The sequence below is a fragment of the Pseudomonas sp. JS425 genome (assembly GCF_018223845.1).
GTDB classification, from domain to species: domain Bacteria; phylum Pseudomonadota; class Gammaproteobacteria; order Pseudomonadales; family Pseudomonadaceae; genus Aquipseudomonas; species Aquipseudomonas asiatica.
The window spans coordinates 2,353,678-2,378,966 of sequence record NZ_CP073661.1; the positions used below are offsets into that span (position 1 = coordinate 2,353,678).

The 25,289-nt window shown below is 60.0% G+C and carries 27 protein-coding genes, 1 tRNA gene and 1 pseudogene; 19 read left to right on the plus strand and 10 right to left on the minus strand.

Annotated features, from left to right (window positions below; all coding sequences use genetic code 11):
- Positions 1-35: 35 nt before the first annotated feature.
- The gene (locus KDB76_RS10810; protein WP_024086733.1) at positions 36-1,124 is read right to left on the minus strand and encodes an asparaginase; all 1,089 of its coding nucleotides are present in this window, start codon (positions 1,122-1,124) and stop codon (positions 36-38) included.
- Positions 1,125-1,531: 407 nt separating this feature from the next.
- On the opposite strand from KDB76_RS10810, the gene KDB76_RS10815 reads away from it, so the two are divergent.
- The 7 genes from KDB76_RS10815 (at position 1,532) to KDB76_RS10845 (ending at position 8,568) form a co-directional block, all read left to right on the plus strand.
- Complete coding sequence (locus tag KDB76_RS10815; RefSeq protein ID WP_024086734.1) at positions 1,532-2,488, plus strand: sugar ABC transporter substrate-binding protein; 957 nt, start codon at positions 1,532-1,534, stop codon at positions 2,486-2,488.
- Between the two features lie 21 nt (positions 2,489-2,509).
- Complete coding sequence (locus tag KDB76_RS10820) at positions 2,510-4,063, plus strand: sugar ABC transporter ATP-binding protein (protein ID WP_038409258.1); 1,554 nt, start codon at positions 2,510-2,512, stop codon at positions 4,061-4,063.
- Complete coding sequence (locus KDB76_RS10825) at positions 4,060-5,055, plus strand: ABC transporter permease (RefSeq protein WP_013971998.1); 996 nt, start codon at positions 4,060-4,062, stop codon at positions 5,053-5,055. The genes KDB76_RS10820 and KDB76_RS10825 overlap by 4 nt, the downstream gene beginning before the upstream one ends.
- Before the next feature lie 4 nt (positions 5,056-5,059).
- Positions 5,060-6,082, plus strand: a complete 1,023-nt coding sequence (locus tag KDB76_RS10830; protein ID WP_024086737.1) for a LacI family DNA-binding transcriptional regulator — start codon at positions 5,060-5,062, stop codon at positions 6,080-6,082.
- Between the two features lie 15 nt (positions 6,083-6,097).
- A complete protein-coding gene (gene rbsK / locus KDB76_RS10835) occupies positions 6,098-7,006 on the plus strand; it encodes a ribokinase (protein ID WP_024086738.1) in 909 nt (302 codons plus the stop codon).
- Positions 7,003-7,401 (plus strand): D-ribose pyranase, encoded by a 399-nt coding sequence (gene rbsD, locus KDB76_RS10840; RefSeq protein ID WP_024086739.1) that lies wholly within the window; start codon positions 7,003-7,005, stop codon positions 7,399-7,401. The genes rbsK and rbsD overlap by 4 nt, the downstream gene beginning before the upstream one ends.
- Positions 7,402-7,566: 165 nt before the next feature.
- Positions 7,567-8,568, plus strand: coding sequence for a nucleoside hydrolase (locus KDB76_RS10845; RefSeq protein WP_038409260.1), 1,002 nt, complete (start codon positions 7,567-7,569; stop codon positions 8,566-8,568).
- On the opposite strand, the gene KDB76_RS10850 is transcribed toward KDB76_RS10845, so the two are convergent.
- Complete coding sequence (locus tag KDB76_RS10850) at positions 8,540-8,752, minus strand: hypothetical protein (protein ID WP_003260960.1); 213 nt, start codon at positions 8,750-8,752, stop codon at positions 8,540-8,542. The genes KDB76_RS10845 and KDB76_RS10850 overlap by 29 nt on opposite strands.
- A gap of 276 nt (positions 8,753-9,028) precedes the next feature.
- On the opposite strand from KDB76_RS10850, the gene KDB76_RS10855 reads away from it, so the two are divergent.
- The gene (locus KDB76_RS10855; protein WP_023660761.1) at positions 9,029-9,349 is read left to right on the plus strand and encodes an I78 family peptidase inhibitor; all 321 of its coding nucleotides are present in this window, start codon (positions 9,029-9,031) and stop codon (positions 9,347-9,349) included.
- Positions 9,350-9,574: 225 nt separating this feature from the next.
- On the opposite strand, the gene KDB76_RS10860 is transcribed toward KDB76_RS10855, so the two are convergent.
- Together KDB76_RS10860 and KDB76_RS10865 are read right to left on the minus strand one after the other, a co-directional pair.
- Positions 9,575-9,787, minus strand: coding sequence for a cold-shock protein (locus KDB76_RS10860; RefSeq protein ID WP_003250656.1), 213 nt, complete (start codon positions 9,785-9,787; stop codon positions 9,575-9,577).
- Between the two features lie 162 nt (positions 9,788-9,949).
- Positions 9,950-10,255 carry a hypothetical protein gene (locus tag KDB76_RS10865; protein ID WP_038409261.1) on the minus strand — a complete coding sequence of 102 codons (306 nt, stop codon included), beginning with the start codon at positions 10,253-10,255 and terminating at the stop codon, positions 9,950-9,952.
- Between the two features lie 338 nt (positions 10,256-10,593).
- Here KDB76_RS10865 and thrS point away from each other — a divergent pair, with 338 nt between their 5' ends.
- The 9 genes from thrS to KDB76_RS10910 all read left to right on the plus strand — a co-directional run bounded on the left by thrS (position 10,594) and on the right by KDB76_RS10910 (position 18,081).
- Positions 10,594-12,516: a threonine--tRNA ligase gene (gene thrS, locus KDB76_RS10870; RefSeq protein ID WP_013972004.1), complete on the plus strand. Its 1,923-nt coding sequence runs from the start codon at positions 10,594-10,596 to the stop codon at positions 12,514-12,516.
- Positions 12,516-13,067 carry a translation initiation factor IF-3 gene (gene infC / locus KDB76_RS10875; RefSeq protein WP_013972005.1) on the plus strand — a complete coding sequence of 184 codons (552 nt, stop codon included), beginning with the start codon at positions 12,516-12,518 and terminating at the stop codon, positions 13,065-13,067. The genes thrS and infC overlap by 1 nt, the downstream gene beginning before the upstream one ends.
- Positions 13,068-13,128: 61 nt before the next feature.
- Complete coding sequence (gene rpmI, locus KDB76_RS10880) at positions 13,129-13,323, plus strand: 50S ribosomal protein L35 (RefSeq protein ID WP_003250667.1); 195 nt, start codon at positions 13,129-13,131, stop codon at positions 13,321-13,323.
- Positions 13,324-13,350: 27 nt separating this feature from the next.
- Positions 13,351-13,707, plus strand: a complete 357-nt coding sequence (gene rplT / locus KDB76_RS10885; RefSeq protein ID WP_003250671.1) for a 50S ribosomal protein L20 — start codon at positions 13,351-13,353, stop codon at positions 13,705-13,707.
- Positions 13,708-13,816: 109 nt separating this feature from the next.
- Positions 13,817-14,833, plus strand: a complete 1,017-nt coding sequence (gene pheS, locus KDB76_RS10890) for a phenylalanine--tRNA ligase subunit alpha (protein ID WP_013972006.1) — start codon at positions 13,817-13,819, stop codon at positions 14,831-14,833.
- Between the two features lie 31 nt (positions 14,834-14,864).
- Complete coding sequence (gene pheT, locus KDB76_RS10895) at positions 14,865-17,246, plus strand: phenylalanine--tRNA ligase subunit beta (protein ID WP_085721281.1); 2,382 nt, start codon at positions 14,865-14,867, stop codon at positions 17,244-17,246.
- A gap of 4 nt (positions 17,247-17,250) precedes the next feature.
- Positions 17,251-17,553, plus strand: a complete 303-nt coding sequence (gene ihfA / locus KDB76_RS10900; RefSeq protein WP_003250679.1) for an integration host factor subunit alpha — start codon at positions 17,251-17,253, stop codon at positions 17,551-17,553.
- A complete protein-coding gene (locus KDB76_RS10905) occupies positions 17,534-17,890 on the plus strand; it encodes a MerR family transcriptional regulator (RefSeq protein WP_003250681.1) in 357 nt (118 codons plus the stop codon). The genes ihfA and KDB76_RS10905 overlap by 20 nt, the downstream gene beginning before the upstream one ends.
- 114 nt (positions 17,891-18,004) lie before the next feature.
- Positions 18,005-18,081, plus strand: a tRNA-Pro gene (locus KDB76_RS10910).
- Positions 18,082-18,815: 734 nt separating this feature from the next.
- Here KDB76_RS10910 and KDB76_RS10915 read toward each other — a convergent pair.
- Both KDB76_RS10915 and KDB76_RS10920 read right to left on the minus strand, forming a co-directional pair.
- Positions 18,816-19,547 carry a hypothetical protein gene (locus KDB76_RS10915; RefSeq protein ID WP_212632266.1) on the minus strand — a complete coding sequence of 244 codons (732 nt, stop codon included), beginning with the start codon at positions 19,545-19,547 and terminating at the stop codon, positions 18,816-18,818.
- Positions 19,531-20,277: a hypothetical protein gene (locus tag KDB76_RS10920; protein WP_212632267.1), complete on the minus strand. Its 747-nt coding sequence runs from the start codon at positions 20,275-20,277 to the stop codon at positions 19,531-19,533. The genes KDB76_RS10915 and KDB76_RS10920 overlap by 17 nt, the downstream gene beginning before the upstream one ends.
- Before the next feature lie 179 nt (positions 20,278-20,456).
- Between KDB76_RS10920 and KDB76_RS10925 the strand changes: the two are divergent.
- Positions 20,457-21,368, plus strand: a pseudogene (locus tag KDB76_RS10925) (IS1380-like element ISPa33 family transposase); the annotation flags it as partial.
- 421 nt (positions 21,369-21,789) lie between these two features.
- Here the strand turns inward: KDB76_RS10925 and KDB76_RS10930 are convergent.
- Positions 21,790-21,927: a hypothetical protein gene (locus KDB76_RS10930; protein ID WP_349254017.1), complete on the minus strand. Its 138-nt coding sequence runs from the start codon at positions 21,925-21,927 to the stop codon at positions 21,790-21,792.
- Between the two features lie 165 nt (positions 21,928-22,092).
- The gene (locus KDB76_RS10935) at positions 22,093-22,335 is read right to left on the minus strand and encodes a hypothetical protein (RefSeq protein ID WP_063915107.1); all 243 of its coding nucleotides are present in this window, start codon (positions 22,333-22,335) and stop codon (positions 22,093-22,095) included.
- 532 nt (positions 22,336-22,867) lie between these two features.
- Between KDB76_RS10935 and KDB76_RS10940 the strand changes: the two genes are divergently transcribed.
- Positions 22,868-23,536, plus strand: coding sequence for an HD domain-containing protein (locus KDB76_RS10940; protein ID WP_212632268.1), 669 nt, complete (start codon positions 22,868-22,870; stop codon positions 23,534-23,536).
- Positions 23,537-23,960: 424 nt separating this feature from the next.
- Here the strand turns inward: KDB76_RS10940 and KDB76_RS10945 are convergent, their stop codons facing one another.
- Positions 23,961-24,803 carry an IS3 family transposase gene (locus KDB76_RS10945; RefSeq protein WP_024086385.1) on the minus strand — a complete coding sequence of 281 codons (843 nt, stop codon included), beginning with the start codon at positions 24,801-24,803 and terminating at the stop codon, positions 23,961-23,963.
- Positions 24,800-25,108 (minus strand): transposase, encoded by a 309-nt coding sequence (locus KDB76_RS29730; protein WP_024086157.1) that lies wholly within the window; start codon positions 25,106-25,108, stop codon positions 24,800-24,802. Before KDB76_RS29730 ends, KDB76_RS10945 begins: the two co-directional genes overlap by 4 nt.
- Positions 25,109-25,289: the final 181 nt, after the last annotated feature.

Below are 25,289 nucleotides of genomic sequence, written 5' to 3' on the forward strand. Positions count from 1 at the left end.
GCGGGGCCGTTTGCATTTCAGGGGGCGGCTGGCGATCAGTACTCCCAGAAGATGCGCTGCAGCTCCTTGCTGTCCTGGGTCCTGGTCATCGCTACCATCGCCAGAATCCGCGCTTTCTGTGGGTTCAGATCATGGGCCACGACCCAGTCGTTCTTGTCATCCGGCTGCTCGGCGTTGCGCAGCACGAAGCCACCCTGGTTGACGTGCGACGAGCGAATGATCTGCACGCCGTTCTTGCGCAGCTCCTGCAGCGCCGGCACCACCCGCGACGACACCGAGCCGTTGCCGGTACCGGCATGGATCAGTGCCTTGGCGCCATTCTGCGCCAGTGCCTTGTAGGCGGTGTCGGTGACGTTGCCATAGCCATAGGCGATGTCCACCTGCGGCAGGCTGCTGATCTGCTTGATGTCGAACTCGGAGTTGACCGTGTGGCGCTTGGCCGGCAGGCGGAACCAGTACGACTTGCCTTCCACCACCATGCCCATCGGGCCCCAGGCGCTCTTGAAGGCTTCGGTCTTGATGTTCACTGCCTTGCTGACATCGCGCCCGGACTGGATTTCGTCATTCATGGTCACCAGCACGCCCTTGCCGCGCGACTGCTTGTCGCTGGCCACGGCCACGGCGTTGTAAAGGTTGAGCATGCCGTCGGCGGACATGGCGGTACCCGGGCGCATCGAACCGACGACCACGATCGGCTTGTCGGTCTTTTCCACCAGGTTGAGGAAGTAGGCGGTCTCTTCCAGGGTGTCGGTGCCGTGGGTGATGACGATACCGTCCACGTCCTTGCTTTCGGCGAGTTCGGCAACGCGTTTGCCCAACTTGAGCAGGTCGTCGTTGGAAATGCTCTCAGAGGCGATCTGCATGACCTGCTCGCCGCGTACGTTGGCCAGGTCGGCCAGCTCCGGTACGCCGGCGATCAGCTTGTCGACGCCCACCTTGGCGGCCTGGTAGGTGGCGCTGTTGGCAGCGCTGGCGCCAGCGCCGGCAATGGTGCCGCCGGTGGCGAGGATGACCACGTTGGCCAGCTTCTGCTGGGTTTCCGCCTCTTTGGCCGAAACGGTGGCTGGAATGGCCAGCAGTACGGCGAGTGCGCTGGGGGCGAAGATTTTCAGTGCGGCATTCATCGTTATTGTTCTCTCTCTTCCTAATGAGATGGTTGTTTTGTCGCACAGGGTGCAAGGCAGGTTTCGTACCAGTTGCGCGCACGGCCCTTGTGGGAGCGGCCTTGTGTCGCGAAAGGGGCGCGCAGGGGCCCCGGATTCCGGCGCAACAACACACATTGCCGGGGCCGCCTTGCGGCCCTTTCGCGTCACAAGGCCGCCCCCCACATGAAGGTGCGTTCCATTCGAGATTCCGAACAAACGCAGGAAAAGACGTTCGGCTTTTCGGAAAAAATCCGGATAAACTGCGCCAAGCTCGACTTGACCTCCGACAGCCAAACGGATTTGACAAACCCCGGTCCTGTTTCCATAGTTAGGCAACGCAAACGTTTGCGATCCGACAAAAAACACAAGATTCGGAGTCATCGTCCATGAAACTGCCGTTCCCCGGTCGTCTGCTGGCCCTCGCGGTCATTTCCTCGCTGTCCCTGGCCCTGCCATTTTCTCCCGCCCACGCCGAAGACAAGCCCAAGGTCGCCCTGGTCATGAAGTCGCTGGCCAACGAGTTCTTCCGCACCATGGAAGACGGCGCCAAGGACTACCAGAAAGCCCACGCCGATGAATTCGAGCTGATCGCCAACGGCATCAAGAACGAGACCGACACCGGCGAGCAGATCCGCATCGTCGAGCAAATGGTCAACGCGGGCGCCAAGGCCCTGGTCATTGCCCCGGCGGACTCCAAGGCGCTGGTATCGGCGGTGAAGAAGGCCATGGACCAGGGCGTTGTGGTGATCAACATCGACAACCGCCTGGACCCGGCGCTGCTCAAGAGCAAAGGCATCAGCGTACCCTTCGTGGGCCCCGACAACCGCAAGGGCGCACGCCTGGTCGGTGACTACCTGGCCAACGAGAAGCTCAAGGCCGGCGACCAGGTCGGCATCATCGAGGGCGTGCCGACCACCACCAACGCCCAGCAGCGTACCGCCGGCTTCAAGGACGCCATGGACGCCGCGCAGATCAAGATCGTTTCGGTGCAGAGCGGCAACTGGGAAATCGACAAAGGCAACGCCGTCGCCGCCTCCATGCTCAACGAATACCCCGACCTGAAAGCCCTGCTGGCCGGCAACGACAGCATGGCCCTGGGCGCGGTGTCGGCCGTGCGTGCCGCTGGCAAGACCGGCCAGGTGCAAGTGGTGGGCTACGACAACATCAACGCCATCAAGCCGATGCTCGCCGATGGCCGTGTGCTTGCCACCCTCGACCAGGCGGCCAGCCAGCAGGCGGTGTACGGCATCCAGGCGGCGCTGAAAATGGTCAAGGGCGAGAAACCCGACGTGGATGCCGACAACGTCATCCAGACCCCGGTCCAACTCATCACCAAACCCTGATCGCTGGCAGGAGAAACGGCCATGCCTGCATCGGCCAACGAAGTAGTGCTCGCCGCCAGCGGCCTGGGCAAGACCTACGCCCAGCCCGTGCTCGGCGAGGTCAGCCTGAACCTGCGTGCCGGCGAAGTGCTGGCCCTGACCGGCGAGAACGGCGCGGGCAAAAGCACCCTGTCCAAACTCATCAGTGGCCTGGAAACCCCTACCACCGGGCACATGCGCTACCGCGGTCAGGCCTACGCGCCTGGCAGCCGCAGCGAGGCTGAGCGCCTTGGCGTGCGCATGGTCATGCAGGAACTGAACCTGCTGCCCACGCTGACCGTGGCGGAAAACCTGTTCCTCGACAACCTGCCCGGCCGCTTCGGCTGGATCAGCCAAAAGCGCCTGCGCCAACTGGCCACGGCCGCCATGGCCCAGGTCGGCCTCGACGCCATCGACCCGGACACCCCGGTCGGCGAGCTGGGCATCGGCCACCAGCAGATGGTCGAGATCGCCCGCAACCTGATTGGCGACTGCCATGTGCTGATCTTCGATGAACCCACCGCCATGCTCACCGCGCGCGAAGTGGAGCTGCTGTTCACCCAGATCGAGCGCCTGCGCCAACGTGGCGTGGCCATCGTCTACATCTCCCATCGCCTGGAAGAACTGCAGCGCGTGGCCCAGCGCATCGTGGTGCTGCGCGACGGCAAGCTGGTGTGCGACGAGCCGATCCAGCGCTACAGCAGTGCCGAACTGGTCAACCTGATGGTCGGCCGCGAGCTGGGCGAGCATATCGACCTGGGCCGCCGGCAGATCGGCGCGCCGCTGCTCAAGGTCGACAGGCTCAGCCGTGCCGACAAGGTGCGTGGAGTGTCGTTCGAGGTCAGGGCAGGGGAGATCTTCGGCATTTCCGGCCTGATCGGTGCCGGCCGTACTGAGCTGTTGCGCCTGATCTACGGCGCCGACCGTGCCGACAGCGGCAGCATCGCCCTCGGCCAGCCGCCCAAGGCTGTCACCATCGACTCGCCCAAGGCTGCGGTGCAGGCCGGTATCGCGCTGATCACCGAAGACCGCAAAGGCGAGGGCCTGCTGCTGACGCAGTCGATCAGCGCGAATATCGCCCTGGGCAACCTCGGCGCGGTTTCACGGGCCGGGGTGCTCGATGGCGAAGCCGAAGCGGCATTGGCCGAACGCCAGATCCAGGCCATGCGCATTCGCAGTGCCGGCCCGCAGCAGGTGGTAGGCGAGCTGTCTGGCGGCAACCAGCAGAAGGTGGTGATCGGCCGCTGGCTGGAGCGCGACTGCCAGGTGCTGCTGTTCGACGAGCCCACCCGTGGCATCGACGTCGGCGCCAAGTTCGACATCTATGGCCTGCTGGCCGAGCTGGCGCGCCAGGGCAAGGCCCTGGTGGTGGTGTCCAGTGACCTGCGCGAGCTGATGCTGATATGCGACCGCATCGCCGTGCTGTCGGCCGGTCGCCTGATCGACACCTTCGAGCGGGACCATTGGAGCCAGGACCAGTTGCTGGCCGCGGCCTTTGCCGGTTATCAGAAACGTGACGCACTGCTGCATGAAGCAGCTCCCAGGATGGATGCATGAAAACCACCCCGTTCGACAGCCAAGGCGCCGCACCGGTGCGCCGCAGTGGCACCTATCTTGGCCTGGGTACCTACCTGGGCCTGGCCGGCGCCTTGCTGGCGATGATCGTGCTGTTCTCGTTCCTTAGCAGCCACTTCTGGTCGTACAACACCTTCAGTACCCTGGCCAACCAGATCCCCGACCTGATGGTACTGGCGGTGGGCATGACCTTCGTGCTGATCATCGGCGGCATCGACCTGTCGGTGGGCTCGGTACTGGCGCTGGCGGCGTCCACGGTCAGTGTGGCGATCCTCGGCTGGGGCTGGGGCGTGCTGCCTTCAGCCCTGCTGGGCATGGCCGTGGCCGCGATGGCCGGCAGCATCACCGGCGGCGTCACCGTGGCCTGGCGCATTCCGTCGTTCATCGTTTCGCTCGGGGTGCTGGAAATGGCCCGCGGCCTGGCCTACCAGTTCACCGACTCGCGCACCGCCTATATCGGCGATGCCTATGCCTGGTTCTCCAACCCCATCGCATTCGGCATCTCGCCGGCGTTCATCATCGCCTTGCTGGTGATCGTGCTGGCCCAGTTGGTGCTGACCCGCACGGTATTCGGCCGCTACCTGATCGGCATCGGCACCAACGAAGAGGCCGTGCGCCTGGCCGGCATCGACCCGCGCCCGTACAAGGTGCTGGTGTTCGCCCTGATGGGCTTGCTTGCCGGCCTGGCCGCGCTGTTCCAGATCTCGCGCCTGGAAGCCGCCGACCCCAATGCCGGCTCCGGCCTGGAGCTGCAGGTGATCGCCGCCGTGGTGATTGGCGGTACCAGCCTGATGGGCGGGCGCGGCTCGGTCATCAGCACCTTCTTTGGCGTGCTGATCATTTCGGTGCTGGCTGCAGGGCTGGCGCAGATCGGTGCCAGCGAACCGACCAAACGCATCATCACCGGGGCGGTGATTGTCATCGCCGTGGTGCTCGACACCTACCGTAGCCGGCGTGCAGGCCGGCGGAACTGAAAACATGGCAACCATCAAAGACGTCGCAGCACTGGCGGGCATTTCCTACACCACCGTGTCCCATGTGCTGAACAAGACCCGGCCGGTCAGCGAGCAGGTGCGGTTGAAAGTCGAAGCCGCCATCGCCGAACTCGACTACGTACCCAGCGCCGTGGCCCGCTCGCTGAAGGCGCGCAGCACGGCCACCATCGGCCTGCTGGTACCTAACAGCGTCAACCCGTACTTCGCCGAGCTGGCGCGGGGCATCGAAGACGCCTGCGAACGCAACGGCTACTGCGTGATCCTGTGCAACTCCGACGACAACCCGCAAAAGCAGCGCAGCTACCTGCGCGTGCTGCTGGAAAAACGCATCGACGGCCTGGTAGTGGCTTCGGTAGGGCAGGACAGCGACCTGCTGCAAAGCCTGGCTGGTGTGCGCACGCCCATGGTGATCGTCGACCGCGAACTGGACGGTGTCGATGCCGACCTGGTACGCATCGACCACGAGCAGGGCGCCTTCCTGGCCACCCAGCACCTGCTGGAACTTGGTCACCATGATATCGCCTACATCGGCGGCCCCGCCGAGACCGGTGTGACCCAGCTGCGCCTGAGCGGCTTCCGCCGCGCCATGGCCGAAGCCGGTGTGCCGGTGCGCAGCGACCGCGTGCTGCACTGCGACTTCACCAGCCCCGGCGGCCATGCAGCCGCAGGCCGGCTGCTGGAGGGCAAGCGGCCTACGGCGATTTTTGCCGGCAACGACATGATCGGCTTCGGTGTGCTGCGTGCCGCGGCCGAACGCAATATCAACGTGCCCGGCGAGCTGTCGGTGATCGGCTTCGACGACATCGAGCTCAGCCGTTACGTGTACCCGCCGTTGACCACGGTGGGCCAGTCGATTCGCGAGCTGGGCGAGAGCGCCGCGTCGCTGTTGCTGGCGCGTATCGGCACCCCCCGGCAGGGCGCGGCAGAGCAACGCATCGTCGCCCCGCGCATTGTGCTGCGCGAGTCCACCGGGCCGCGCCCGGACCTGTTCAACGATTACCGCTGATGCTAAGGAAATGTCATGAATGCCAAGGTTGTGGTAGTCGGTAGCCTCAACATGGACCTGGTGGCCCGCGCGCAGCGCCTGCCCCGGGCCGGCGAAACACTCCCCGGCGAAAGCTTTTTCACCGTGCCGGGCGGCAAGGGGGCCAACCAGGCAGTGGCCGTGGCGCGCCTGGGCGGCAGCGTGGCGATGATCGGCAACGTCGGCGACGATGACTATGGTCGACAACTGCACCGGGCCCTGTATGTGGAAGGCATCGACTGCCAGGGCGTCACCACCTGCCAGGGCGTGTCCAGCGGGGTGGCGCTGATCACCGTGGATGCCGCCAGCCAGAACTGCATCGTCATCATCCCCGGTGGCAACGGCCTGCTGACCCCGCAGTCGGTGCAGCGTTTCGATGCGCTGCTGCAGGCGGCTGAAGTGATCATCTGCCAGCTGGAAGTACCGGCCGACACCGTGGCCTGGACCCTGGCCAGAGGGCGCGAGCTGGGCAAGCGGGTAATCCTGAACCCGGCGCCGGCGACCGGCCCCTTGCCGGCGGACTGGTTCGCCCACATCGACTACCTGACGCCCAACGAAAGCGAGGCCGAAGCCCTGACCGGCGTGACGGTGACTGACCTGGACAGTGCCCGACGTGCCGGCGAGCGCTTGCTGCAACTGGGCGCGGGCAAAGTGATCATTACCCTGGGCGCGCAAGGGGCCTTGCTGGTCACCCCGCAGGGCCATCAGCACTTCCCTGCGCCGGTGGTACAGCCGCTGGACACCACGGCAGCCGGCGATACCTTCATCGGCGGCTTTGCCGCTGGCCTGGTGCGCGGCCTGGGGGAGGGCGAAGCCATCGCTTTCGGCCAGCGCGCCGCAGCCCTGTCGGTTACCCGCGCCGGCGCCCAGCCGTCGATTCCCTACCTGGCGGAGCTTGCGCCATGAAGAAGACCCCGCTGCTGAACGTTGCCCTCTCGCGGACCATCGCCGGCATGGGGCATGGCGACATCCTGGTGATCGGCGATGCCGGGCTGCCGGTGCCGCCGGGCGTCGAACTGATCGACCTGGCCGTCACGCCTGGCCTGCCGGACTTCGCCAGCGTGTTGCGGGTTGTGCTGAGCGAGTTGCAGGTAGAGCGCCACGTGCTGGCCGAAGAGATGCAGAAAGTGGTGCCGCCGGCGCTGGTCGAGATCGAGCGGCTGAAGGGCAAGCTGGGCAAGCGCGAATGGCTGAGCCATGAAGATTTCAAGGCATTGACACGCAGTGCCCGTGCGGTAGTGCGTACTGGCGAGTGCCAGCCCTACAGCAACATCGCGCTGATTTCTGGCGTGACTTTCTAGCTCGTCGTCCTGGCCAGTGCAGAACCCCTGTGGGAGCGGGCGTGCCCGCGAACACCGGCAACGCCGGTGCCATCCACCGCGTTGGATTCTTCGCGGGCACGCCCGCTCCTACAGGGGATTGCGGTTTGCCTGAATAGTTATGCTCTGGCAACAGGAGTGCCGCCCATGCTCAAACCCCTGCTACAAGGAATCGCTCTCATGGCCGCAGCCACCACCCTCCAGGCCGCCCCCGTCGACCTGATCATCGACACCGACCCCGGCGCCGACGACGTGGTCGCGCTGTTCCTGGCCATGGCCTCGCCCGACGAACTGAACATCCGCGCCATCACCACCGTGGCCGGCAATGTGCGCCTGGACAAGACCTCGCGCAACGCCCGCCTGGCCCGCGAATGGGCCGGCCGCGAAGACATCCCCGTCTACGCCGGCGCCGCTCGCCCGCTGGTGCGCAAGCCGATCTACGCCGCCGATGTGCACGGCGAAGAAGGCCTCACCGGCATCCAGGTCCACGAACCGAAAGCGCCGCTGGCCCAGGGCAATGCCGTGCAATACCTGGTCGACACCCTGGGCACCGCCAAGCCCCACAGCATTACCATCGCCATGCTCGGCCCACAAACCAATCTGGCCCTGGCGCTGATCCAGCGCCCGGACATCGCCAAAGGCATCAAGCAGGTGGTGGTCATGGGCGGTGCCCATTTCAACGGCGGCAATATCACCCCGGCGGCGGAATTCAACCTCTATGCCGACCCACATGCCGCCGAAGTGGTGCTGGCCAGCGGCGTGCAACTGACCTACCTGCCGCTGGACGTCACCCACAAGCTGCTGACCAGCGACGCCCGCCTCAAGCAACTGGCGGCGGTGAACAACCAGGCCAGCAAACGGGTGGTGGATATTCTCAACGCCTACATCACCCACGACATGGACCTGTACGGCATGCCCGGCGGCCCGGTGCACGATGCCAGCGTCATCGCCTACCTGCTCAAGCCCGAACTGTTCAGCGGCCGGCGTATCCACATGACCATCGACAGCCGCGAAGGCCCCAGCTTCGGCCAGACCCTTGCCGACTGGTACGGCGTGCTCAAGCAGCCAGCCAACGTGATGTGGGTGGACGAGGGCGATGCCCAGGGCCTGTTCGACCTGCTCAGCGCCCGTTTGGCGCGATTGGAATAGCCGTGTGCGGTGCGTAGCGCTCGAACACCTGGTCGAAGAAGCTGCGTGCCGCCTCGGCGCCGCGATCGCGCACCAGCAGGTCGATGGCAATCAGCAGCAACTCCTCCGGCGTGCCAGGGCTGTACGCGCTCTGGCCTTCGGCCCATTTGACCTTGATATCGGCTTCGATGCTGTGGCTGCTCATGAAAGGCTCTCGCTTGGGGCCCGGGACGAAGGGGCGAACACCTGACCCTGGTGTTCGATGGAGGCGGGGTGCGCTCCACTTCTTGCACTAAATCATGACTTTGCGTCAGTGACCTTGCGGCTTAAGCATATGGCAAACGCAGCGGGTTGTGCAAAATCCGGTCACGATTGCGTTTTCGCCTCGGCTGGCGAGTTCAGGCAGACTTGACCGGTTTTGCAACAAAAGATCAGCGGAACTGTCGGATCAGACAGTTCCCGGACCGATTTAGGAGGCTTCATGTTCCGTACCCGTGCTTACCTGGCAACCCTGGCGGTGGCTGCTGTCCTGGCTGGTTGCAGCACTGGTGGCAATTCTGCTGGTGGCGCTGCACCGGCCACGCCGGCAGGCAACGATGGCCGCTGCGAAGCCAGCGGCGCCGATTTCGCCATTGGCAAGCTTGCCAGCGCCGAGCTGCTGGAGCAGGCGCGCAAGGCCAGTGGCTCGCAGATGGCCCGCATTCTCAAGCCGCACGACGTGGTTACCCTCGAGTACCGCTCCGAGCGCTTGAACCTGAATGTGGACGAGCAGGGCAAGGTGGTTCGCGTCAACTGCGGTTGATACGCGGTCCTTGTGGGAGCGGCCTTGTGTCGCGAAAGGGCCGCAAAGCGGCCCCGGCATATAGGCTGCAGAGCTGAAACCCTGGGGCCGCTACGCGCCCCTTTCGCGACACAAGGCCGCTCCCACAAAAAAAAAAGCCGCGCCCGCATGGGCCAACCCCTTCAGCCCATGCAGCACCCATAAAAAAACCCGCCACAAGGGCGGGTTTTTTTACAGCTATCCGAATTACTCCGGACGAACCTGTGCAGCCTGCATGCCCTTCTGGCCGCGCTCGGCGACGAAGGAAACAGTCTGGCCTTCTTTCAGGCTCTTGAAGCCGTCAGATTCGATGGCCTTGAAGTGAACGAACAGGTCGTCGCCGCCGCCTGCTGGGGTGATGAAGCCGTAGCCTTTCTCATCATTGAACCATTTGACGGTGCCTTGTTGGCGATTGGACATGGGTGAATCTCCAGAACATTTAGTTTTTTCAGTGGTGCAATGCGGCCGAGGCTACGGAGCACGGAACACATCATAGTCTAATTCTGCGCATCTAGCGCCTTTTACCTTCGCAGGATGTTGATCCAGCTCAAAGAATGGCTGGTCTGCTCTTGCTTTAAGGTTTCAGCTCTTCGGTGCACAGGCCTGTTTCACGGCCATCTGGGCCTTCTGCATCAGCTTGGCGTCCACGCCATCGTTGCTGTCGAGGTCGGCAATTTCCGCGTCGGTGAAATTCTTTTTGATGGTTTGCGCGCCACAGTCGCAGTGTTTTTTCGCGGTCGCAGCGTCAACGCCTTGGCCTTGAGCCACTTGCGTGCACTGGGTCATGTAGGCAGCTTCCTTCCCGGCCGGGAAGTTGCCGGCGTTCGCAGCCATGGGCAGCAGCAGGGCCCCAGCGGCCGCCAGGGCCAGAAGAGACGGAACTCGCATAACCAGTTACTCCTTGGGTTAAGGTCTCATCAAGAGTAGGTTGCTTCCCAAAGTCTGATAGGAATTTTTCCGCGTTAGTTCACCGCTGCGGCGTAATTTCCAAATATTTCTGCCTGGCGTGCAACCCGCGTGCTAGCATGCCCGGCCTGCAGCTGACAACTTGCAGCTTGCAGCTATCTTTTTTCTTTCCAGTCACTCTGGTTCGTCCCTGGCAAGCCGAAAGGCTTCTGCCACTGTGAGGCAGGCTTCCCGTTGCGGGAAGGCAGGTCGGATCTTGTACTGGCTCATCCCAACCCACGTGACCTTTGGTAGGGGTCACCACTAGGAGAGGAGGCGCCATGCCCGTTATTACTCTTCCCGATGGCAGTCAACGTTCGTTCGATCATGCCGTATCCGTAGCCGAAGTCGCCGCTTCCATCGGCGCCGGCCTGGCCAAGGCCACCGTGGCCGGCAAGGTCGACGGCAAACTGGTCGATGCCTGCGACCTGATCAGCAACGACGCCACCCTGCAGATCATCACCCCTAAAGATGAAGAGGGACTGGAGATCATCCGTCACTCGTGCGCCCACCTGGTCGGCCACGCGGTGAAGCAGCTGTACCCGACCGCCAAGATGGTGATCGGCCCGGTCATCGATGAAGGCTTCTACTACGACATCGCCTACGAGCGCCCCTTCACCCCTGAAGACATGGCCGCCATCGAAAAGCGCATGATGGAGCTGATCGACAAGGACTACGACGTCATCAAGAAGGTGACCCCGCGCGCCGAAGTCATCGACGTGTTCAAGGCCCGTGGCGAAGACTACAAGCTGCGCCTGGTCGAAGACATGCCGGACGAGCAGGCCATGGGCCTGTACTACCACGAAGAATACGTCGACATGTGCCGCGGCCCGCACGTGCCGAACACCCGCTTCCTCAAGGCATTCAAACTGACCAAGCTGTCCGGCGCCTACTGGCGCGGTGATGCCAAGAACGAGCAGCTGCAACGCGTGTACGGCACCGCCTGGGCCGACAAGAAGCAGCTGGCTGCGTACATCCAGCGCATCGAAGAAGCCGAAAAACGCGACCACCGCAAGATCGGCAAGCAGCTCGACCTGTTCCACCTGCAGGAAGAAGCCCCGGGCATGGTGTTCTGGCACGCCAACGGCTGGACCGTGTACCAGGTACTCGAGCAGTACATGCGCCAGGTCCAGCGCGTCAACGGCTACCAGGAAATCAAGACCCCGCAGGTTGTCGACCGCATTCTCTGGGAGCGTTCCGGCCACTGGTCCAACTACGCCGAGAACATGTTCACCACTTCGTCGGAAAGCCGTGACTACGCGGTCAAGCCGATGAACTGCCCGTGCCACGTGCAGGTGTTCAACCAGGGCCTGAAGAGCTACCGCGACCTGCCGCTGCGCCTGGCCGAGTTCGGTGCCTGCCACCGTAACGAGCCGTCCGGCGCCCTGCACGGCATCATGCGCGTGCGTGGCTTCGTGCAGGACGACGCGCACATCTTCTGCACCGAAGAACAGGTAAAGAAAGAAGCCGCCGACTTCATCAAGCTGACCCTGGACGTGTACAAGGACTTCGGCTTCACCGACATCGCCATGAAGCTGTCGACCCGCCCGGCCAAGCGCGTGGGTTCCGAAGAGCTGTGGGACCGTGCCGAAGGCGCACTGGCCGACGCCTTGAACGAATCGGGCCTGGAGTGGGAATACCAGCCGGGCGAGGGCGCCTTCTACGGCCCGAAGATCGAGTTCACCCTGCGCGACTGCCTCGGCCGTAACTGGCAGTGCGGTACCCTGCAGTACGACCCGAACCTGCCAGAACGCCTGGATGCCAGCTACATCGCCGAAGATAACAGCCGAGTTCGCCCGGTCATGCTGCACCGCGCCATCCTCGGTTCGTTCGAGCGCTTCATCGGCATGCTGATCGAGCACTACGCCGGCGTGTTCCCGGCCTGGCTGGCCCCAACCCAGGCCGTGATCATGAATATCACCGACAAGCAGGCCGATTTCGCCCTCGAGGTGGAAAATACCCTGAACGGTAGCGGTTTCCGTGCCAAGTCGGACTTGAGAAATGAGAAGATCGGCTTTAAAATCCGCGAGCATACTTTGCTCAAGGTCCCGTACCTTTTGGTTATAGGGGATCGCGAAGTCGAAACGCAGACCGTCGCCGTACGCACCCGTGAAGGCAAAGACCTCGGCTCCATGCCGGTGGCTGAATTCACGCAGCTGCTCAACAGCGCTGTTGCCCAGCGCGGTCGCCTAGAATCGGAGTAATGACTATTAAGCGTGAAATGAGAAACGATAAACGAACTGCACCGAAAGCCCCGATCAACGAGAATATCTCGGCACGCGAGGTTCGGTTAATTGGCGCTGACGGCGAGCAGATTGGCATCGTCTCGATTGATGAAGCGCTTCGTATCGCTGATGAAGCGAAGCTGGATCTGGTGGAAATCTCCGCCGACGCGCAACCGCCCGTCTGCAAGGTGATGGACTACGGCAAGCACCTCTTCGAGAAGAAGAAGCAGGCCAACGAAGCCAAGAAAAACCAGAAGCAGATCCAGATCAAAGAAATCAAGTTTCGTCCAGGGACGGAAGAAGGGGATTACCAGGTAAAACTACGCAACCTGGTACGTTTCCTTACCGATGGGGACAAGGCCAAGATCTCTCTGAGATTCCGCGGCCGTGAGATGGCCCACCAGGAGCTGGGCATGGAGCTGTTGAAGCGGGTCGAAGCCGACCTCGCCGAATACGGCTCCGTTGAGCAGCATCCGAAGATGGAAGGACGCCAGCTTATGATGGTCATCGCCCCCAAAAAGAAGAAGTAATCTCCCGGGCACGGCAGGCCTGATGATTATTGTGTAATTTTATCGAATGCGGAGTTCCAACATGCCAAAAATGAAAACCAAGAGCGGTGCTGCGAAGCGCTTCCTGAAGACCGCTTCCGGCTTCAAGCACAAGCACGCTTTCAAGAGCCACATCCTGACCAAAATGTCGACCAAGCGTAAGCGTCAACTGCGCGGTGCCAGCCTGCTGCACCCGTCTGACGTGGCAAAAGTCGAGCGCATGCTGCGCGTACGTTAATTCTGGTTTAGATAGAGGAAGTTACTCATGGCTCGTGTTAAGCGTGGCGTCATCGCTCGTAAGCGTCACAAGAAAATTCTGAAACTGGCTAAAGGCTACTACGGTGCACGCTCGCGCGTATTCCGCGTTGCCAAGCAGGCTGTCATCAAGGCAGGTCAATATGCCTACCGTGACCGTCGTCAGAAGAAGCGTCAGTTCCGCGCACTGTGGATCGCTCGTATCAACGCCGGTGCCCGCACCAACGGTCTGTCCTACAGCCGTCTGATTGCTGGCCTGAAAAAGGCTTCGATCGAAATCGACCGTAAGGTTCTGGCCGATCTGGCAGTGAACGAAAAAGCGGCGTTTGCTGCGATTGTCGAGAAAGCTAAAGCCGTTCTGGCTTAAGTACCCGCGACAATCACCCGGCGGCGCTAGCGCCGTCGGGCATTGAACGTCATCGATAGGGGAAGAGCCTTCAAAGCTCTTCCCCTATTTTCGTATCTGGAGTCTGTACATGGAAAACCTGGATGCGTTGGTCTCCCAAGCCCTAGAGGCCGTGGAGCGCGCTGAAGACATCAATACCCTGGAACAGATCCGGGTGAACTATCTCGGCAAGAAAGGCGAGCTGACCCAGGTGATGAAGACCCTGGGCAACCTGCCAGCCGAAGAGCGGCCGAAAGTCGGCGCGCTGATCAACGACGCCAAAGAGCGCGTCACTGTTGTGCTCAATGCCCGCAAGGCCGCCTTCGAAGAAGCCGAGCTCAGCGCTCGCCTGGCTGCCGAATGCATTGACGTCACCCTGCCAGGCCGCGGCCAGGCCACCGGTGGCCTGCACCCGATCACCCGTACACTCGAGCGCATCGAGCAGTTCTTCACCCACATCGGCTACGGCATTGCCGAAGGCCCAGAGGTGGAAGACGACTACCACAACTTCGAAGCGCTCAACATCCCTGGCCACCACCCGGCCCGGGCGATGCACGACACCTTCTACTTCAATGCCAACATGCTGCTGCGCACCCACACCTCGCCGGTGCAGGTGCGGACCATGGAGTCCACCCAGCCGCCAATCCGCATTGTCTGCCCGGGCCGCGTATACCGCTGCGACTCGGATATCACCCACTCGCCGATGTTCCACCAGGTCGAAGGCCTGCTGATCGATCGCGATATAAACTTCGCCGACCTCAAGGGCACCATCGAAGAATTCCTGCGCGTGTTCTTCGAAAAAGAACTGGCGGTACGTTTCCGCCCATCGTTCTTCCCCTTCACCGAGCCGTCCGCCGAAGTCGACATCCAGTGCGTGATGTGTTCCGGCAAAGGCTGCCGCGTGTGCAAGCAGACCGGCTGGCTGGAAGTGATGGGCTGCGGCATGGTGCACCCGAACGTGCTGCGCATGTCCGGCATCGACCCTGAAGAGTTCCAGGGCTTCGCCTTCGGCATGGGCGCCGAGCGCCTGGCCATGCTGCGCTACGGCGTCAACGATTTGCGTCTGTTCTTCGATAACGACCTGCGGTTCCTTGCCCAATTCCGCTAGGCCCAATCGACGCACATTCTAGGAGAACAGCATGAAATTCAGTGAACAGTGGCTGCGCGGTTGGGTAAACCCGCAAGTCTCCCGTGACGAACTGGTCGCCCGCCTGTCCATGGCTGGCCTCGAAGTCGACAGCGTTACCCCCGCTGCCGGCCAGTTCAGCGGCATCGTCGTAGGCGAAATCCTCGCCACCGAACAACACCCGGACGCCGACAAGCTGCGCGTGTGCCAGGTAAGCAACGGCCAGGAAACCTTCCAGGTTGTGTGCGGCGCCCCTAACGCCCGCCCAGGTATCAAGATCCCGTTCGCCATGATCGGCGCCGAACTGCCAGGCGACTTCAAGATCAAGAAGGCCAAGCTGCGCGGCGTCGAGTCCTTCGGCATGCTGTGCTCGGCTGCCGAGCTGCAGATCAGCGAAGAGAACGACGGCCTGCTGGAACTGGCTGCCGACGCCCCGGTTGGCGAAGACATTCGCCAGTACCTGAGCCTGGACGACGCCAGCATCGAAATCGGCCTCACCCCCAACCGCGGCGACTGCCTGTCCATCGCAGGCCTGGCCCGCGACGTCAGCGCCCTGTACGACACCCCGGTCACCCGCCCGGTAGTGCCAGCCGTACCGGCTGCCCACGACGAAGTGCGCCCGGTCGAAGTCAGCGCCCCGGCTGCCTGCCCACGCTACCTGGGCCGCGTCATCCGCAACGTCGACCTGAGCAAGCCGACCCCCCTGTGGATGGTTGAACGCCTGCGCCGCAGCGACGTGCGCAGCATCGACGCCGCCGTCGACATCACCAACTACGTGATGCTCGAACTCGGCCAGCCGATGCACGCCTTCGACCTGGCAGAAATCAACGGCGGCATCCGCGTACGCATGGCCGAAGAGGGCGAGAAGCTCGTCCTGCTCGACGGCCAGGAAGTGGCCCTGCGCGCCGACACCCTGGTAATCGCCGACCACACCCGCGCCCTGGCCATTGCCGGCGTCATGGGTGGCGAGCACAGCGGTGTGAACACCGAAAAAACCCGCGACCTGTTCTTGGAAAGCGCCTTCTTCGAGCCGATCTCCGTCGCCGGTAAAGCCCGTTCCTACGGCCTGCACACCGACGCCTCGCACCGCTACGAGCGCGGCGTAGACTCGCAGCTGGCCCGCGAAGCCATGGAGCGCGCCACCCAGCTGCTGCTGGACATCGTCGGCGGCGAAGCCGGCCCGGTTGTCGAAGCCGTCAGCGAACAACACCTGCCGCAAGTGGCCCCGGTTACCCTGCGCGCCGAACGCATCACCCAGATGCTCGGCATGGAAATGGACCCAGCCCAGGTCGAGCAGTTGCTCAACGCCCTGGAACTGACCACCACCAAGATTGAAGAAGGGCAGTGGACCGTCAACGTCCCAAGCCACCGCTTCGACATCAGCCTGGAAGTGGACCTGATCGAAGAGCTGGCCCGCCTGTACGGCTACAACAACCTGCCGGTTCGCTACCCGCAAGCCCGCCTGGCCCCCCAGGGCAAGCCGGAAACCCGCGGTGACCTGCCGACCCTGCGCCGCCTGCTGGTTGCCCGCGGCTACCAGGAAGCCATCACCTACAGCTTCATCGACCCGAAACTGTTCGAACTGTTCAGCCCGGGCGTAGAGCCGCTGCTGCTGGCCAACCCCATCTCCAGCGACATGGCCGCCATGCGCGCGTCCCTGTGGCCGGGCCTGGTCAAGGCACTGCAGCACAACCTGAACCGCCAGCAAGACCGCGTGCGCCTGTTCGAAAGCGGCCTGCGCTTCGTCGGCCAGCTCGGCGACCTGAAGCAGCAGCCGATGATCGCCGGCGTTGTCACCGGCAGCCGCCTGCCAGAAGGCTGGGCCAACGGCCGCGACGGCGTCGACTTCTTCGACGTCAAGGCCGATGTGGAAGCCCTGCTGGGCTACTCCGGCGCCCTGAGCGACTTCACCTTCAGCGCCGGCAAGCACCCAGCCCTGCACCCAGGCCAGACCGCCGCCATCGAGCGTGACGGCAAACTGGTCGGCTACCTCGGCGCCATCCACCCAGAGCTGGCCAAAGCCCTGGACCTGGACCGCCCGGTGTTCCTGTTCGAGTTGGTGCTGGGCGACGTGGTCGAAGGCCGCCTGCCGAAATTCAGCGAGCTGTCCAAGTTCCCGGAAACCCGCCGCGACCTGGCTTTGATCGCAGGACGTGATGTAGCTTCTAGCTCGGTGCTTGAAGTAATTCGTGACAATGCAGGCGAATGGCTCACAGACCTCAGGCTGTTTGATGTCTACCAAGGTAAAGGCATTGATCCTGATAGAAAAAGCCTTGCCGTCGGCTTGACCTGGCAGCATCCATCGCGCACTCTTAACGACGATGAGGTGAACGCCGCACTGCAAAACATCCTCACCTCGCTCGAACAAAGGTTGAACACCACGTTAAGGAAATAACGGCATGGGTGCTCTGACGAAAGCTGAGATGGCCGAAAGGCTGTACGAGGAGCTGGGGCTTAACAAGCGTGAGGCCAAGGAGCTGGTCGAGCTGTTTTTTGAAGAAATTCGGCACGCACTTGAAGAGAACGAGCAGGTCAAGCTGTCCGGTTTCGGCAACTTCGACCTTCGCGACAAACGCCAGCGGCCGGGCCGCAACCCCAAGACAGGGGAAGAAATCCCGATCACTGCACGGCGCGTCGTCACCTTTCGTCCAGGGCAGAAGTTGAAGGCCCGGGTTGAGGCCTATGCTGGAACCAAGCCATAACGACGAACTGCCCCCCATACCGGGCAAAAGGTACTTCACCATTGGTGAAGTGAGTGAGCTTTGTGCGGTAAAACCGCACGTGCTGCGGTATTGGGAGCAGGAGTTCGATCAGCTCAATCCCGTGAAGCGGCGGGGGAACCGGCGGTATTATCAGCGGCAGGATGTGCTGATGATTCGCCAGATTCGTGCGCTGCTTTATGACCAGGGGTTCACCATTGGCGGGGCTCGGTTGAGGCTCTCCAGTGATGAGGCCAAGGATGAGTCGAGCCAGTACAAGCAGCTGATTCGGCAGATGATTGTCGAGTTGGAGGATGTGTTGGTGGTGTTGAAGAAGTGACCTGGGTTTTTTGGTGAGTGAAAATTTTTTGAGAAAAAGCTTTCATTTATCAGGAGGTTAGGGTACATTCTTCAACGTTCTCGGTAGCATTGAGAACATGCTTCAAAGCCCAGTCGGGGCGTAGCGCAGCCCGGTAGCGCACTTGCATGGGGTGCAAGGGGTCGAGTGTTCGAATCACTCCGTCCCGACCATTTTTTAAACAAAAAGCCCAGTCGGTTACGACTGGGCTTTTTGTTTTCAACCCAACTGCTATCCGCGCTACCCGAACCTAATCTGGCGTTCGGAGAGGAGCCTGCCGATCACGTTCTAGGCCGCAGTCGCGGCGGACCTGACAACCAACATGCATCTGCGATGCCAATGGGACGCTGTTGCGCTTTTTCCTCTTGCTCGAGCCTGTGGCATCAGCTAGGTCCAACCATTTCTGAAGGACTTCAGCACTATCAAGCCAGCGTAGCCGGCTACGTAAGCGCTGCAAATGGTTGCTTACCGACAAGGGCTACGACGTCGAAGCGCTACGCCGCTACTGCGACAATATCGAATGAAACCCTTAATCCCGCTGCGCTCGATGAAGCGGAAACCCAAGCCTTGCATGCCCCAACTGTTGGATCGGCTCTATTAACGGCGACTTTGGCGCAAGTTGTTAAATGGACGGCGGGACTAATCAGTTGAGAATAAATTTTAAATTCAGCTCGACAAATTAATCCTAGGCCGGCATGAGGCTTCGATCGTCACAATTACTTACATACATGATCCATGGCGTAACTATCTGACTTTTCGGGAAATGGCGTAAGAGTATCTCTAGTCAATGCATTACCGAATGCGAGGTAGAACCCAAATAAATAATGCGGCGGGGCCGCAGATTTGAGACCTAAACATTAGGGTAGCCGAGTTCATAGAGTAATCAGCGATCTCGGCAAGCCAAAGTTTATATAAAGTGGGGCCAAAGCTCCGTCGAAAAGTCCCTACTTCCGGGTGAAGTGAACCAAGAGTTAAGGCCTTCTATGTAAGGTCGTAAATAGCGTTGTTGGGAGTCTCGAATCTTATTTCCATAATCTCGTTCGTTACGAAGCGCTTTCCAGTATCCACCAGCAAAGTTAGATAGCACGAAGTCCAAGGCGAGAATAATATCCATCGGGGGGTGACCGATTCTAGGGGATGGTAAGATCAAAATTCCCCCATGATTTCCTTGCAAGATATTGAGGTTTCTACCCCCGAACTGGAAATGATATAAAGGATGGGCATCCTCGGGCTCACCGTCCCCATCTTTGAAAATATGTCGATCAAAATGCCAGCTAGCTATAAGCTTATTGTCTTCTGTGGAAATTATTATGTTTAGCTCTAACTCACTTATAAGTTCCGATAAGATTGTAGAGCACAGTCCACTAATCTTAAAGTCGACCTTGACTTTTAGGAAGTCACCGACCGTAGCTGGAATAGTCTTCCTTGGGGTCTTTATACGAAGCACTAAGTTATCAACGCTATATCCCCACGAATCTTTTCCATATGGCATGTTTCCTGCGCACATGCTGGCTGCTTGCGTCAATGCACCAATGTCATTGAAAACAATGGATAGATTCCTGTTGAGAATAGTGGCGAAAGATCTCAGCTCAGAAGACAGGTCTCTGCGAAATGAGGCGCTATTAATTTTCTTCTTCATTTTTGAGCTTTTCCTTAAGTCCTTTGTAGCGCTCCAGTTCTAAAGGGTCTAGATGCCAGGTGTCTTTATTAATTCGTGCCAATAATGCGTGAGTAGATATATAGCGGCTATCAAACCATGGGTCTTGTGTATTGCTGGCTATCTTAAAGCCGTCGCTGCTGTCAAGAGGTTTGTTGGTAGCAAAACATTTTGTCGTATAGTTGGTGCTGTAGCCAGGTTCGATTGGACTGGCCGGGACCAGGCTTAAGTTGAAGGCGTTATTCAACTCTGTTATACGTTCAGCGGCATCGAGTCGGCGAAGTGAAGTCTTTAGCTTAAGCTTCTCAAAAGCGATAGCCTCTACCCTGTGAGACCACCAGCGGTCCCATCCATTATGGAATAGTCCGGTATAGTAAGTGTCTTTAATTATGACTTTTAATTCGTCCCAGCTTTCACCAGATGCCGTTATATCGGCGCCTAGTTTTGCAGCTAAAACGTCTTCGTCGATAAGCGTGCCGTTGTTTGAGATAAGAGATACTACGATGCTTGCCGCTGTTACCGGGGAAACAGAGAAGAATGAATTAACAAGCCGGGGGTCCAATAGGTCTCTTTCATTTGGAAGCAAGTTAAGTATTTCGACTGCGCCCGAAATTTTTGTATTCCCTTTTTTTGAAAGACCTCGAAGAAATTTATAACCCTGTGCTAAAGCTACCAAAGCGCTAGAGACAAATTTGCCCTCTAGTTGGTGCATGCCGTCGTCTTTCGCATACTGCGGGAGATATGCGATTCCATCATGCTATACGAGTTACTGATATCTCCCAAGCGCTGAGGACATGGAATGACAACTCATCGGCCCTGGAACCTTTTATCGACTTCAACTAGGTAACGTTTCTGAGTCTCTTCTCAAAGAAATTGGCATGCTTCGCGTAGCACTTCATCGCCCAGCATGACCAGGCGCCGGCTGAGATCGTGCTCGACTTCGATGCGACCGATGTGCCGGTGCATGGTGATCAGGAAGGGCGCTTCTTCCATGGCTATTACGACCATTACTGCTTCCTGCCGCTCTATGTGTTCTGTGGTCGCCATCTGCTGGTGAGCTATTTGCGCCCGAGCAACATCGATGGCGCCCGACACAGTTGGGCCATCCTGGCACTGCTGGTCAAGTTCATTCGCCGCTTCTGGCCAGAGACCCGCATCGTGTTCCGCGGTGACGGCGGTTTTTGCCGACATCGCATGCTCGACTGGTGTGACCGCAAGCAGGTGGATTATGTGGTGGGTCTGGCCCGCAACACCCGCCTGCAGCGGATGGCGGCGCCGGCCATGCAAGCTGTCGCCGAGGCCTACCAAGAAACCGGGCAGAAGATGTCCGGCGTGTATCGCTTCCTCTATCAGGCCGGTAGTTGGCGTAGGCGCCGCCTGGTCGTGTCGCGCCTGGAACATGGCGAGCAGGGTGCCAATCCACGCTTCATCGTCGTGTCCCGCTTTGCCGAGGATGCTGCCCAGCAGTACTACGAAGACTACTGCGGCCGTGGCGACATGGAGAATCGGATCAAGGACCAACAGTTGGATCTGTTCGCCGACCGCACCTCCAGCCCACGCTGGTGGACCAACCAGTGGCGGCTGATGCTGTCGGCCTTTGCCTATGTGCTGTTCGAACGGCTACGCGATCATCTCCAGGGCACCGCATTGGCGCGCATGAGCATCCATAACCTGCGCTTGAAACTGCTCAAGATCGGTGCGGTGATCATTCGCAACAGCCGGCGCATCCGCGTGCTGATCAGCGAGGCCTATCCGCATCAGGAACTCTTTGCGGGGCTGGTTGCCCGCCTCAAGCCGACCTGAACAGGCGGGCGCCCCCGGCCCGGCTCAATGGGGGAAAGGGGGCAGTGCGCCCCATACGCGGGAATTGAATAAAAAACGATCAATTTTTAGCGGTGGAAGGCAGGTTGTTGATACACCGAGGCTTCACCGGCCACGCCTGCCGGCCTCATGAGAAATCCGGGCTAGCGAGCCTTGGGTTAACAATAGGTGAATTCACACACGAAACCCGACACGTACTGACAGCCTTATCTGCGGGAGTTCTTGAAGAAATCTCAAAAGCAACATATCCTCCCTCCAAGCTTATATGCGATACTTCGACAAAGCTGTAACTCAGAACTCTGGATGAACTGTTGGGGCTGATCGTCGATACAAAGGTACTTAACGAAGCTCATCTGGTATTTCCTCATCGGTTGCGCGTGGATATTCAATTCGGACGCAGGTGCTAAACCCTGTTGGTGGTTTGTTCGCGGGCACTCTGGCAGGGGATGCCTGCTTCGATGCGGAACAGCGGATGGGTCTGGTTTTCACCTTGGTAGAAGGTGGTTTTGCCGACGGTGAATTTGGTTTCTTCTGTGGTCATTGTTCAATCTCCCCGAAATCTCTAGTGCCTGGTCTGGCCTCATCGCCGGCAAGCCAGCTCCCACAAATACTGCATAGGCCTCGAGATTTGTGGGGCAGCTTAGATCCATGTGGGAGCCTTGCTTGCTGGCGATAGGGGCAGCCCAGGCGACACATAAATGAAGCCTTAGTGCAAAGTCCTAGGCTCAGTGGGCATCTGTACCTGGACCAGTGCGGACTCAAGCAAAGCTCGCAGCGTCTCCAGTTCATGCATCGAGGCCATCATCAGAATCGACGCAGGCGATTTGGGCTGCAGCAACATAGCCTGATGCACAACGGTCGCCGCGCACAGCGCGTAATCCGTGGCCTGGATCAGGGTGTCTTCGAGGGATTGGAGAGTGTGGGGTGGATCAGGAACTATTTTTAGCATCGTACTGTGTTCTCGTTGGGGCCACCGCCAGCCCGCTGTCAAACGGAAAGGTGGCAGCTGTGCATGGGTTGACAGACCGGCGAACACAGAAACCGGCGCACGCGAGCGTGCCCCATGCACAACCGCCATAAACGGGTATGCACTGTGTATCGTCGCGGCCTGTCAAAGCCGGTCGTTGATATGCAACGACGGACCGAGACTAGAACGCTGAAAAAACGACCGCAACGAAAAACACGGTTGGGGAGTATCTTTGGGAAATGGCCTACAAGGAAGGGGTTAAATCTGACTTTTTTTGCCCGTTCACCTTCACAGCATGCAACGCCGGCTGCTCTGTTAACAGTCCCGTGGCTCTCAAAAAGCTTTCCACTCACGAATCCCTGTATCCAGTTATGTCGCGATGCCAACAAACGGCCCAGCATGGACTTTCGCCACTCAAGCCCTGAAACTGACCCGCTCGCATCTGGACCAAGGCAGGTCACGGGCCAGCCCCTGACAACGGACGCCAAGTCACAGCCCATAGAATGCACCGAAGATGACTATCGAAGCTTTTACCCCTTTCCAGCGCTTTGCCGCTGACCTGCTGAAGTATCTACCGGCTGACCAGCCAGATGGCTCCCACGACCTTTCCCACATCCATCGCGTATGGGTCAACGCGCAACGGATACAGCGCGTAGAAGGCGGCGACCTGGAAGTGCTGCTTGCAGCGACTGTGCTGCATGATTGTGTCGCAGTAGAAAAGAACTCGCCCTTGCGTGGGCAGGCGTCAACGCTGTCCGCACAAAGGGCGGCGTCAATCCTCGCTGATATGGGCTGGCCCTTGCAGCGCATCGAACAGGTGGCGCATGCAGTCAAAACCCACAGCTACTCGGCTGGCTTCGAGCCGCTCACCCTTGAGGCCAGGATTCTTCAGGACAGCGATCGCCTGGACGCCATAGGTGCAGTGGGTATCGCCCGGTGTTTTTACGTTTCCGGGCGAATGGGGTCGGCGCTGTACGATTTCGAGAACCCCGCGGCGTGGGGGAGGGAGTATCAGGACAAGGCGTATGCGGTCGAGCACTTTCATACCAAGCTGCTCAAGCTTGCGTCAGGGTTTAAAACTGCTGAAGGGTCTCGGCTGGCTGCTGAGCGCCATGCTCGGCTTGAAGTGTTTCTTGCGGATTTCATGGATGAGATCGGGGCTGGCGGGGTATGGATGCAGTGACGGGGCTTGGGGCGATTGGCAGGTTGTTTTGGGCGTTAGCCAGTTGTCCTGGAACTGCATATGGCTGATCGATTTGGTAGGTGACTTTGGGCAAGGTGCCAGGCCTTGGGTTTTGGAGGCGGGTAGCTGTGGTCTCATGGCCCTGAGTATTGGTTTTGGGCGGGGAAGAATCTGGCGTGGGCATGGCACCGGCTGCGCCGGTGTTCGCGGCTGAAGCCGCTCCCACAGGGGGGAACTGCTAGGTCAGGGAGATGTGGGCAGTTTTGAGGGCGGATTTGTTCGTGGAGACCTTTTGTGTGCGGTTCTGCTTATTGATGAGTGGCTTGCAGGTTTTTTAGCGGGTTTATCGTGGATGGCACGGGCTGCGCCCGTGTTCGCGGGCGCGCTGTTCTGGTCAAGTATTTCCGGACACCGGTTACGGTGATCAAGCCGCCTGCTGCTCCATAGCTATTGGTGACAGGTAGTCGTTGTAGCTGTGGAGCCTGATTCGGTTGTATCGCATGAAGAAGCTGGTCATGTCCTGCTTGGCTTCTTCAATTTCCTTGTAGCCCTTGGGCGGCACCCATTCTGACTTGAGCGTTCCAAAGAAACGCTCTGTTGGTGCGTTGTCCCAGCATTGTCCCCTGCGACTCATGCTCTGCGTTATGCCATGCTCAAGCAGCTCGGACTGGAAGCGCTGGCTGGTGTATTGGCAGCCTTGATCCGAGTGAAACATCAAGCCTGTATGCTTGCCCCTAACCCCTACTGCCATCCTCAGTGCCTTGCTAACCAAGTTGGCGTCGTTGATCAGGGAAAACGCCCAGCCAACGATCCGACGCGCAAACAAGTCAATCACTACTGCCAGGTGATACCAGCGCTTCCCGACCATCAAACTGGTCACGTCACCGCACCAGACCTGGTTAATTGCTGTTGGCTCAAAGTTGCGTTCGAGCAGGTTCTTGGCCACAAACGCTTCAACACCTTTGGAGCGATTCCGATGAGGACGACGCTGCTTGCTTTCCAGATTTGCCTCCTCCATGAGTTTTCCGGCCAGATACCGTCCCACCTTGAGCTGCTGGGCCTTCAGGTACTCAGAGATCATTCTCGCGCCCGCGCTTCCCCTGCTTTCGACGTGCAGCTGAACTACTTTCTCTCTGAGTTCGTCACGCTTGGTATTCGGTGTTGAACGACGGCGAAGCCAGTCATAAAACGCGCTACGGGATACGCTCAGCGCACTGCAAAGAAGGCTGGTCGGATACGAGCCTGACTCTCTCAGTTCCTCAATCAGGAAAAACGATCGGGATCCGACATCAAGAGAGCCGTAGCCTTTTTTAAGATTTCAGCCTCGGTCTCCAGGCGCTTGATCTTGGCTCGCAGCTGCTGGAGCTCGCGCTGTTCGTCGCTGATCGCTTTGGTACCGGCTACTGGCTGGCCCTTGTGTCGCTCTTTACGCACCTGATCAACCCAGCGGCGCAGGGCTGTAGGGCCGACGTCCATTGAGGCGCAGACGTCGGGAATCGAGCAGTGGTCATCAAGGACCATGCTGGCAGCACGTTGCTTGAACTCGCGGGTGTAGGTCTTTCGTTCTTGCATGGAACCTCCTGATTGGGCGAATCATATCGCCCTTAAGAGGTGTCCGGGATCATTAGGCCAGTTCACGCCCGCTCCCACAGGGGGGGGCGCGCGGGGTTTGAGCGCTGTGGTGGGGCATTCAGATAATCCAGCCTTGGCGGAACGGGAGTGTCGAGCGGGGCGGGGTCTGGGGCAATGAATA

Excerpts from the sequence above, each read along its gene's own strand:
- infC (WP_013972005.1), top strand. The coding sequence starts at position 12,516 with ATGACTATTAAGCGTGAAATGAGAAACGATAAACGAACTGCACCGAAA.
- KDB76_RS10815 (WP_024086734.1), top strand. The coding sequence starts at position 1,532 with ATGAAACTGCCGTTCCCCGGTCGTCTGCTGGCCCTCGCGGTCATTTCC.
- KDB76_RS10930 (WP_349254017.1), bottom strand. The coding sequence starts at position 21,927 with ATGACCACAGAAGAAACCAAATTCACCGTCGGCAAAACCACCTTCTAC.
- KDB76_RS10825 (WP_013971998.1), top strand. The coding sequence starts at position 4,060 with ATGAAAACCACCCCGTTCGACAGCCAAGGCGCCGCACCGGTGCGCCGC.
- KDB76_RS10855 (WP_023660761.1), top strand. The coding sequence starts at position 9,029 with ATGTTCCGTACCCGTGCTTACCTGGCAACCCTGGCGGTGGCTGCTGTC.
- KDB76_RS10940 (WP_212632268.1), top strand. The coding sequence starts at position 22,868 with ATGACTATCGAAGCTTTTACCCCTTTCCAGCGCTTTGCCGCTGACCTG.
- pheS (WP_013972006.1), top strand. The coding sequence starts at position 13,817 with ATGGAAAACCTGGATGCGTTGGTCTCCCAAGCCCTAGAGGCCGTGGAG.
- rbsD (WP_024086739.1), top strand. The coding sequence starts at position 7,003 with ATGAAGAAGACCCCGCTGCTGAACGTTGCCCTCTCGCGGACCATCGCC.
- KDB76_RS29730 (WP_024086157.1), bottom strand. The coding sequence starts at position 25,108 with ATGCAAGAACGAAAGACCTACACCCGCGAGTTCAAGCAACGTGCTGCC.
- rplT (WP_003250671.1), top strand. The coding sequence starts at position 13,351 with ATGGCTCGTGTTAAGCGTGGCGTCATCGCTCGTAAGCGTCACAAGAAA.
- KDB76_RS10935 (WP_063915107.1), bottom strand. The coding sequence starts at position 22,335 with ATGCTAAAAATAGTTCCTGATCCACCCCACACTCTCCAATCCCTCGAA.
- KDB76_RS10845 (WP_038409260.1), top strand. The coding sequence starts at position 7,567 with ATGCTCAAACCCCTGCTACAAGGAATCGCTCTCATGGCCGCAGCCACC.
- rbsK (WP_024086738.1), top strand. The coding sequence starts at position 6,098 with ATGAATGCCAAGGTTGTGGTAGTCGGTAGCCTCAACATGGACCTGGTG.
- KDB76_RS10820 (WP_038409258.1), top strand. The coding sequence starts at position 2,510 with ATGCCTGCATCGGCCAACGAAGTAGTGCTCGCCGCCAGCGGCCTGGGC.
- pheT (WP_085721281.1), top strand. The coding sequence starts at position 14,865 with ATGAAATTCAGTGAACAGTGGCTGCGCGGTTGGGTAAACCCGCAAGTC.
- KDB76_RS10860 (WP_003250656.1), bottom strand. The coding sequence starts at position 9,787 with ATGTCCAATCGCCAACAAGGCACCGTCAAATGGTTCAATGATGAGAAA.
- KDB76_RS10915 (WP_212632266.1), bottom strand. The coding sequence starts at position 19,547 with ATGAAGAAGAAAATTAATAGCGCCTCATTTCGCAGAGACCTGTCTTCT.
- KDB76_RS10920 (WP_212632267.1), bottom strand. The coding sequence starts at position 20,277 with ATGCACCAACTAGAGGGCAAATTTGTCTCTAGCGCTTTGGTAGCTTTA.
- KDB76_RS10850 (WP_003260960.1), bottom strand. The coding sequence starts at position 8,752 with ATGAGCAGCCACAGCATCGAAGCCGATATCAAGGTCAAATGGGCCGAA.
- KDB76_RS10905 (WP_003250681.1), top strand. The coding sequence starts at position 17,534 with ATGCTGGAACCAAGCCATAACGACGAACTGCCCCCCATACCGGGCAAA.
- KDB76_RS10865 (WP_038409261.1), bottom strand. The coding sequence starts at position 10,255 with ATGCGAGTTCCGTCTCTTCTGGCCCTGGCGGCCGCTGGGGCCCTGCTG.
- KDB76_RS10830 (WP_024086737.1), top strand. The coding sequence starts at position 5,060 with ATGGCAACCATCAAAGACGTCGCAGCACTGGCGGGCATTTCCTACACC.
- ihfA (WP_003250679.1), top strand. The coding sequence starts at position 17,251 with ATGGGTGCTCTGACGAAAGCTGAGATGGCCGAAAGGCTGTACGAGGAG.
- rpmI (WP_003250667.1), top strand. The coding sequence starts at position 13,129 with ATGCCAAAAATGAAAACCAAGAGCGGTGCTGCGAAGCGCTTCCTGAAG.
- KDB76_RS10810 (WP_024086733.1), bottom strand. The coding sequence starts at position 1,124 with ATGAATGCCGCACTGAAAATCTTCGCCCCCAGCGCACTCGCCGTACTG.
- thrS (WP_013972004.1), top strand. The coding sequence starts at position 10,594 with ATGCCCGTTATTACTCTTCCCGATGGCAGTCAACGTTCGTTCGATCAT.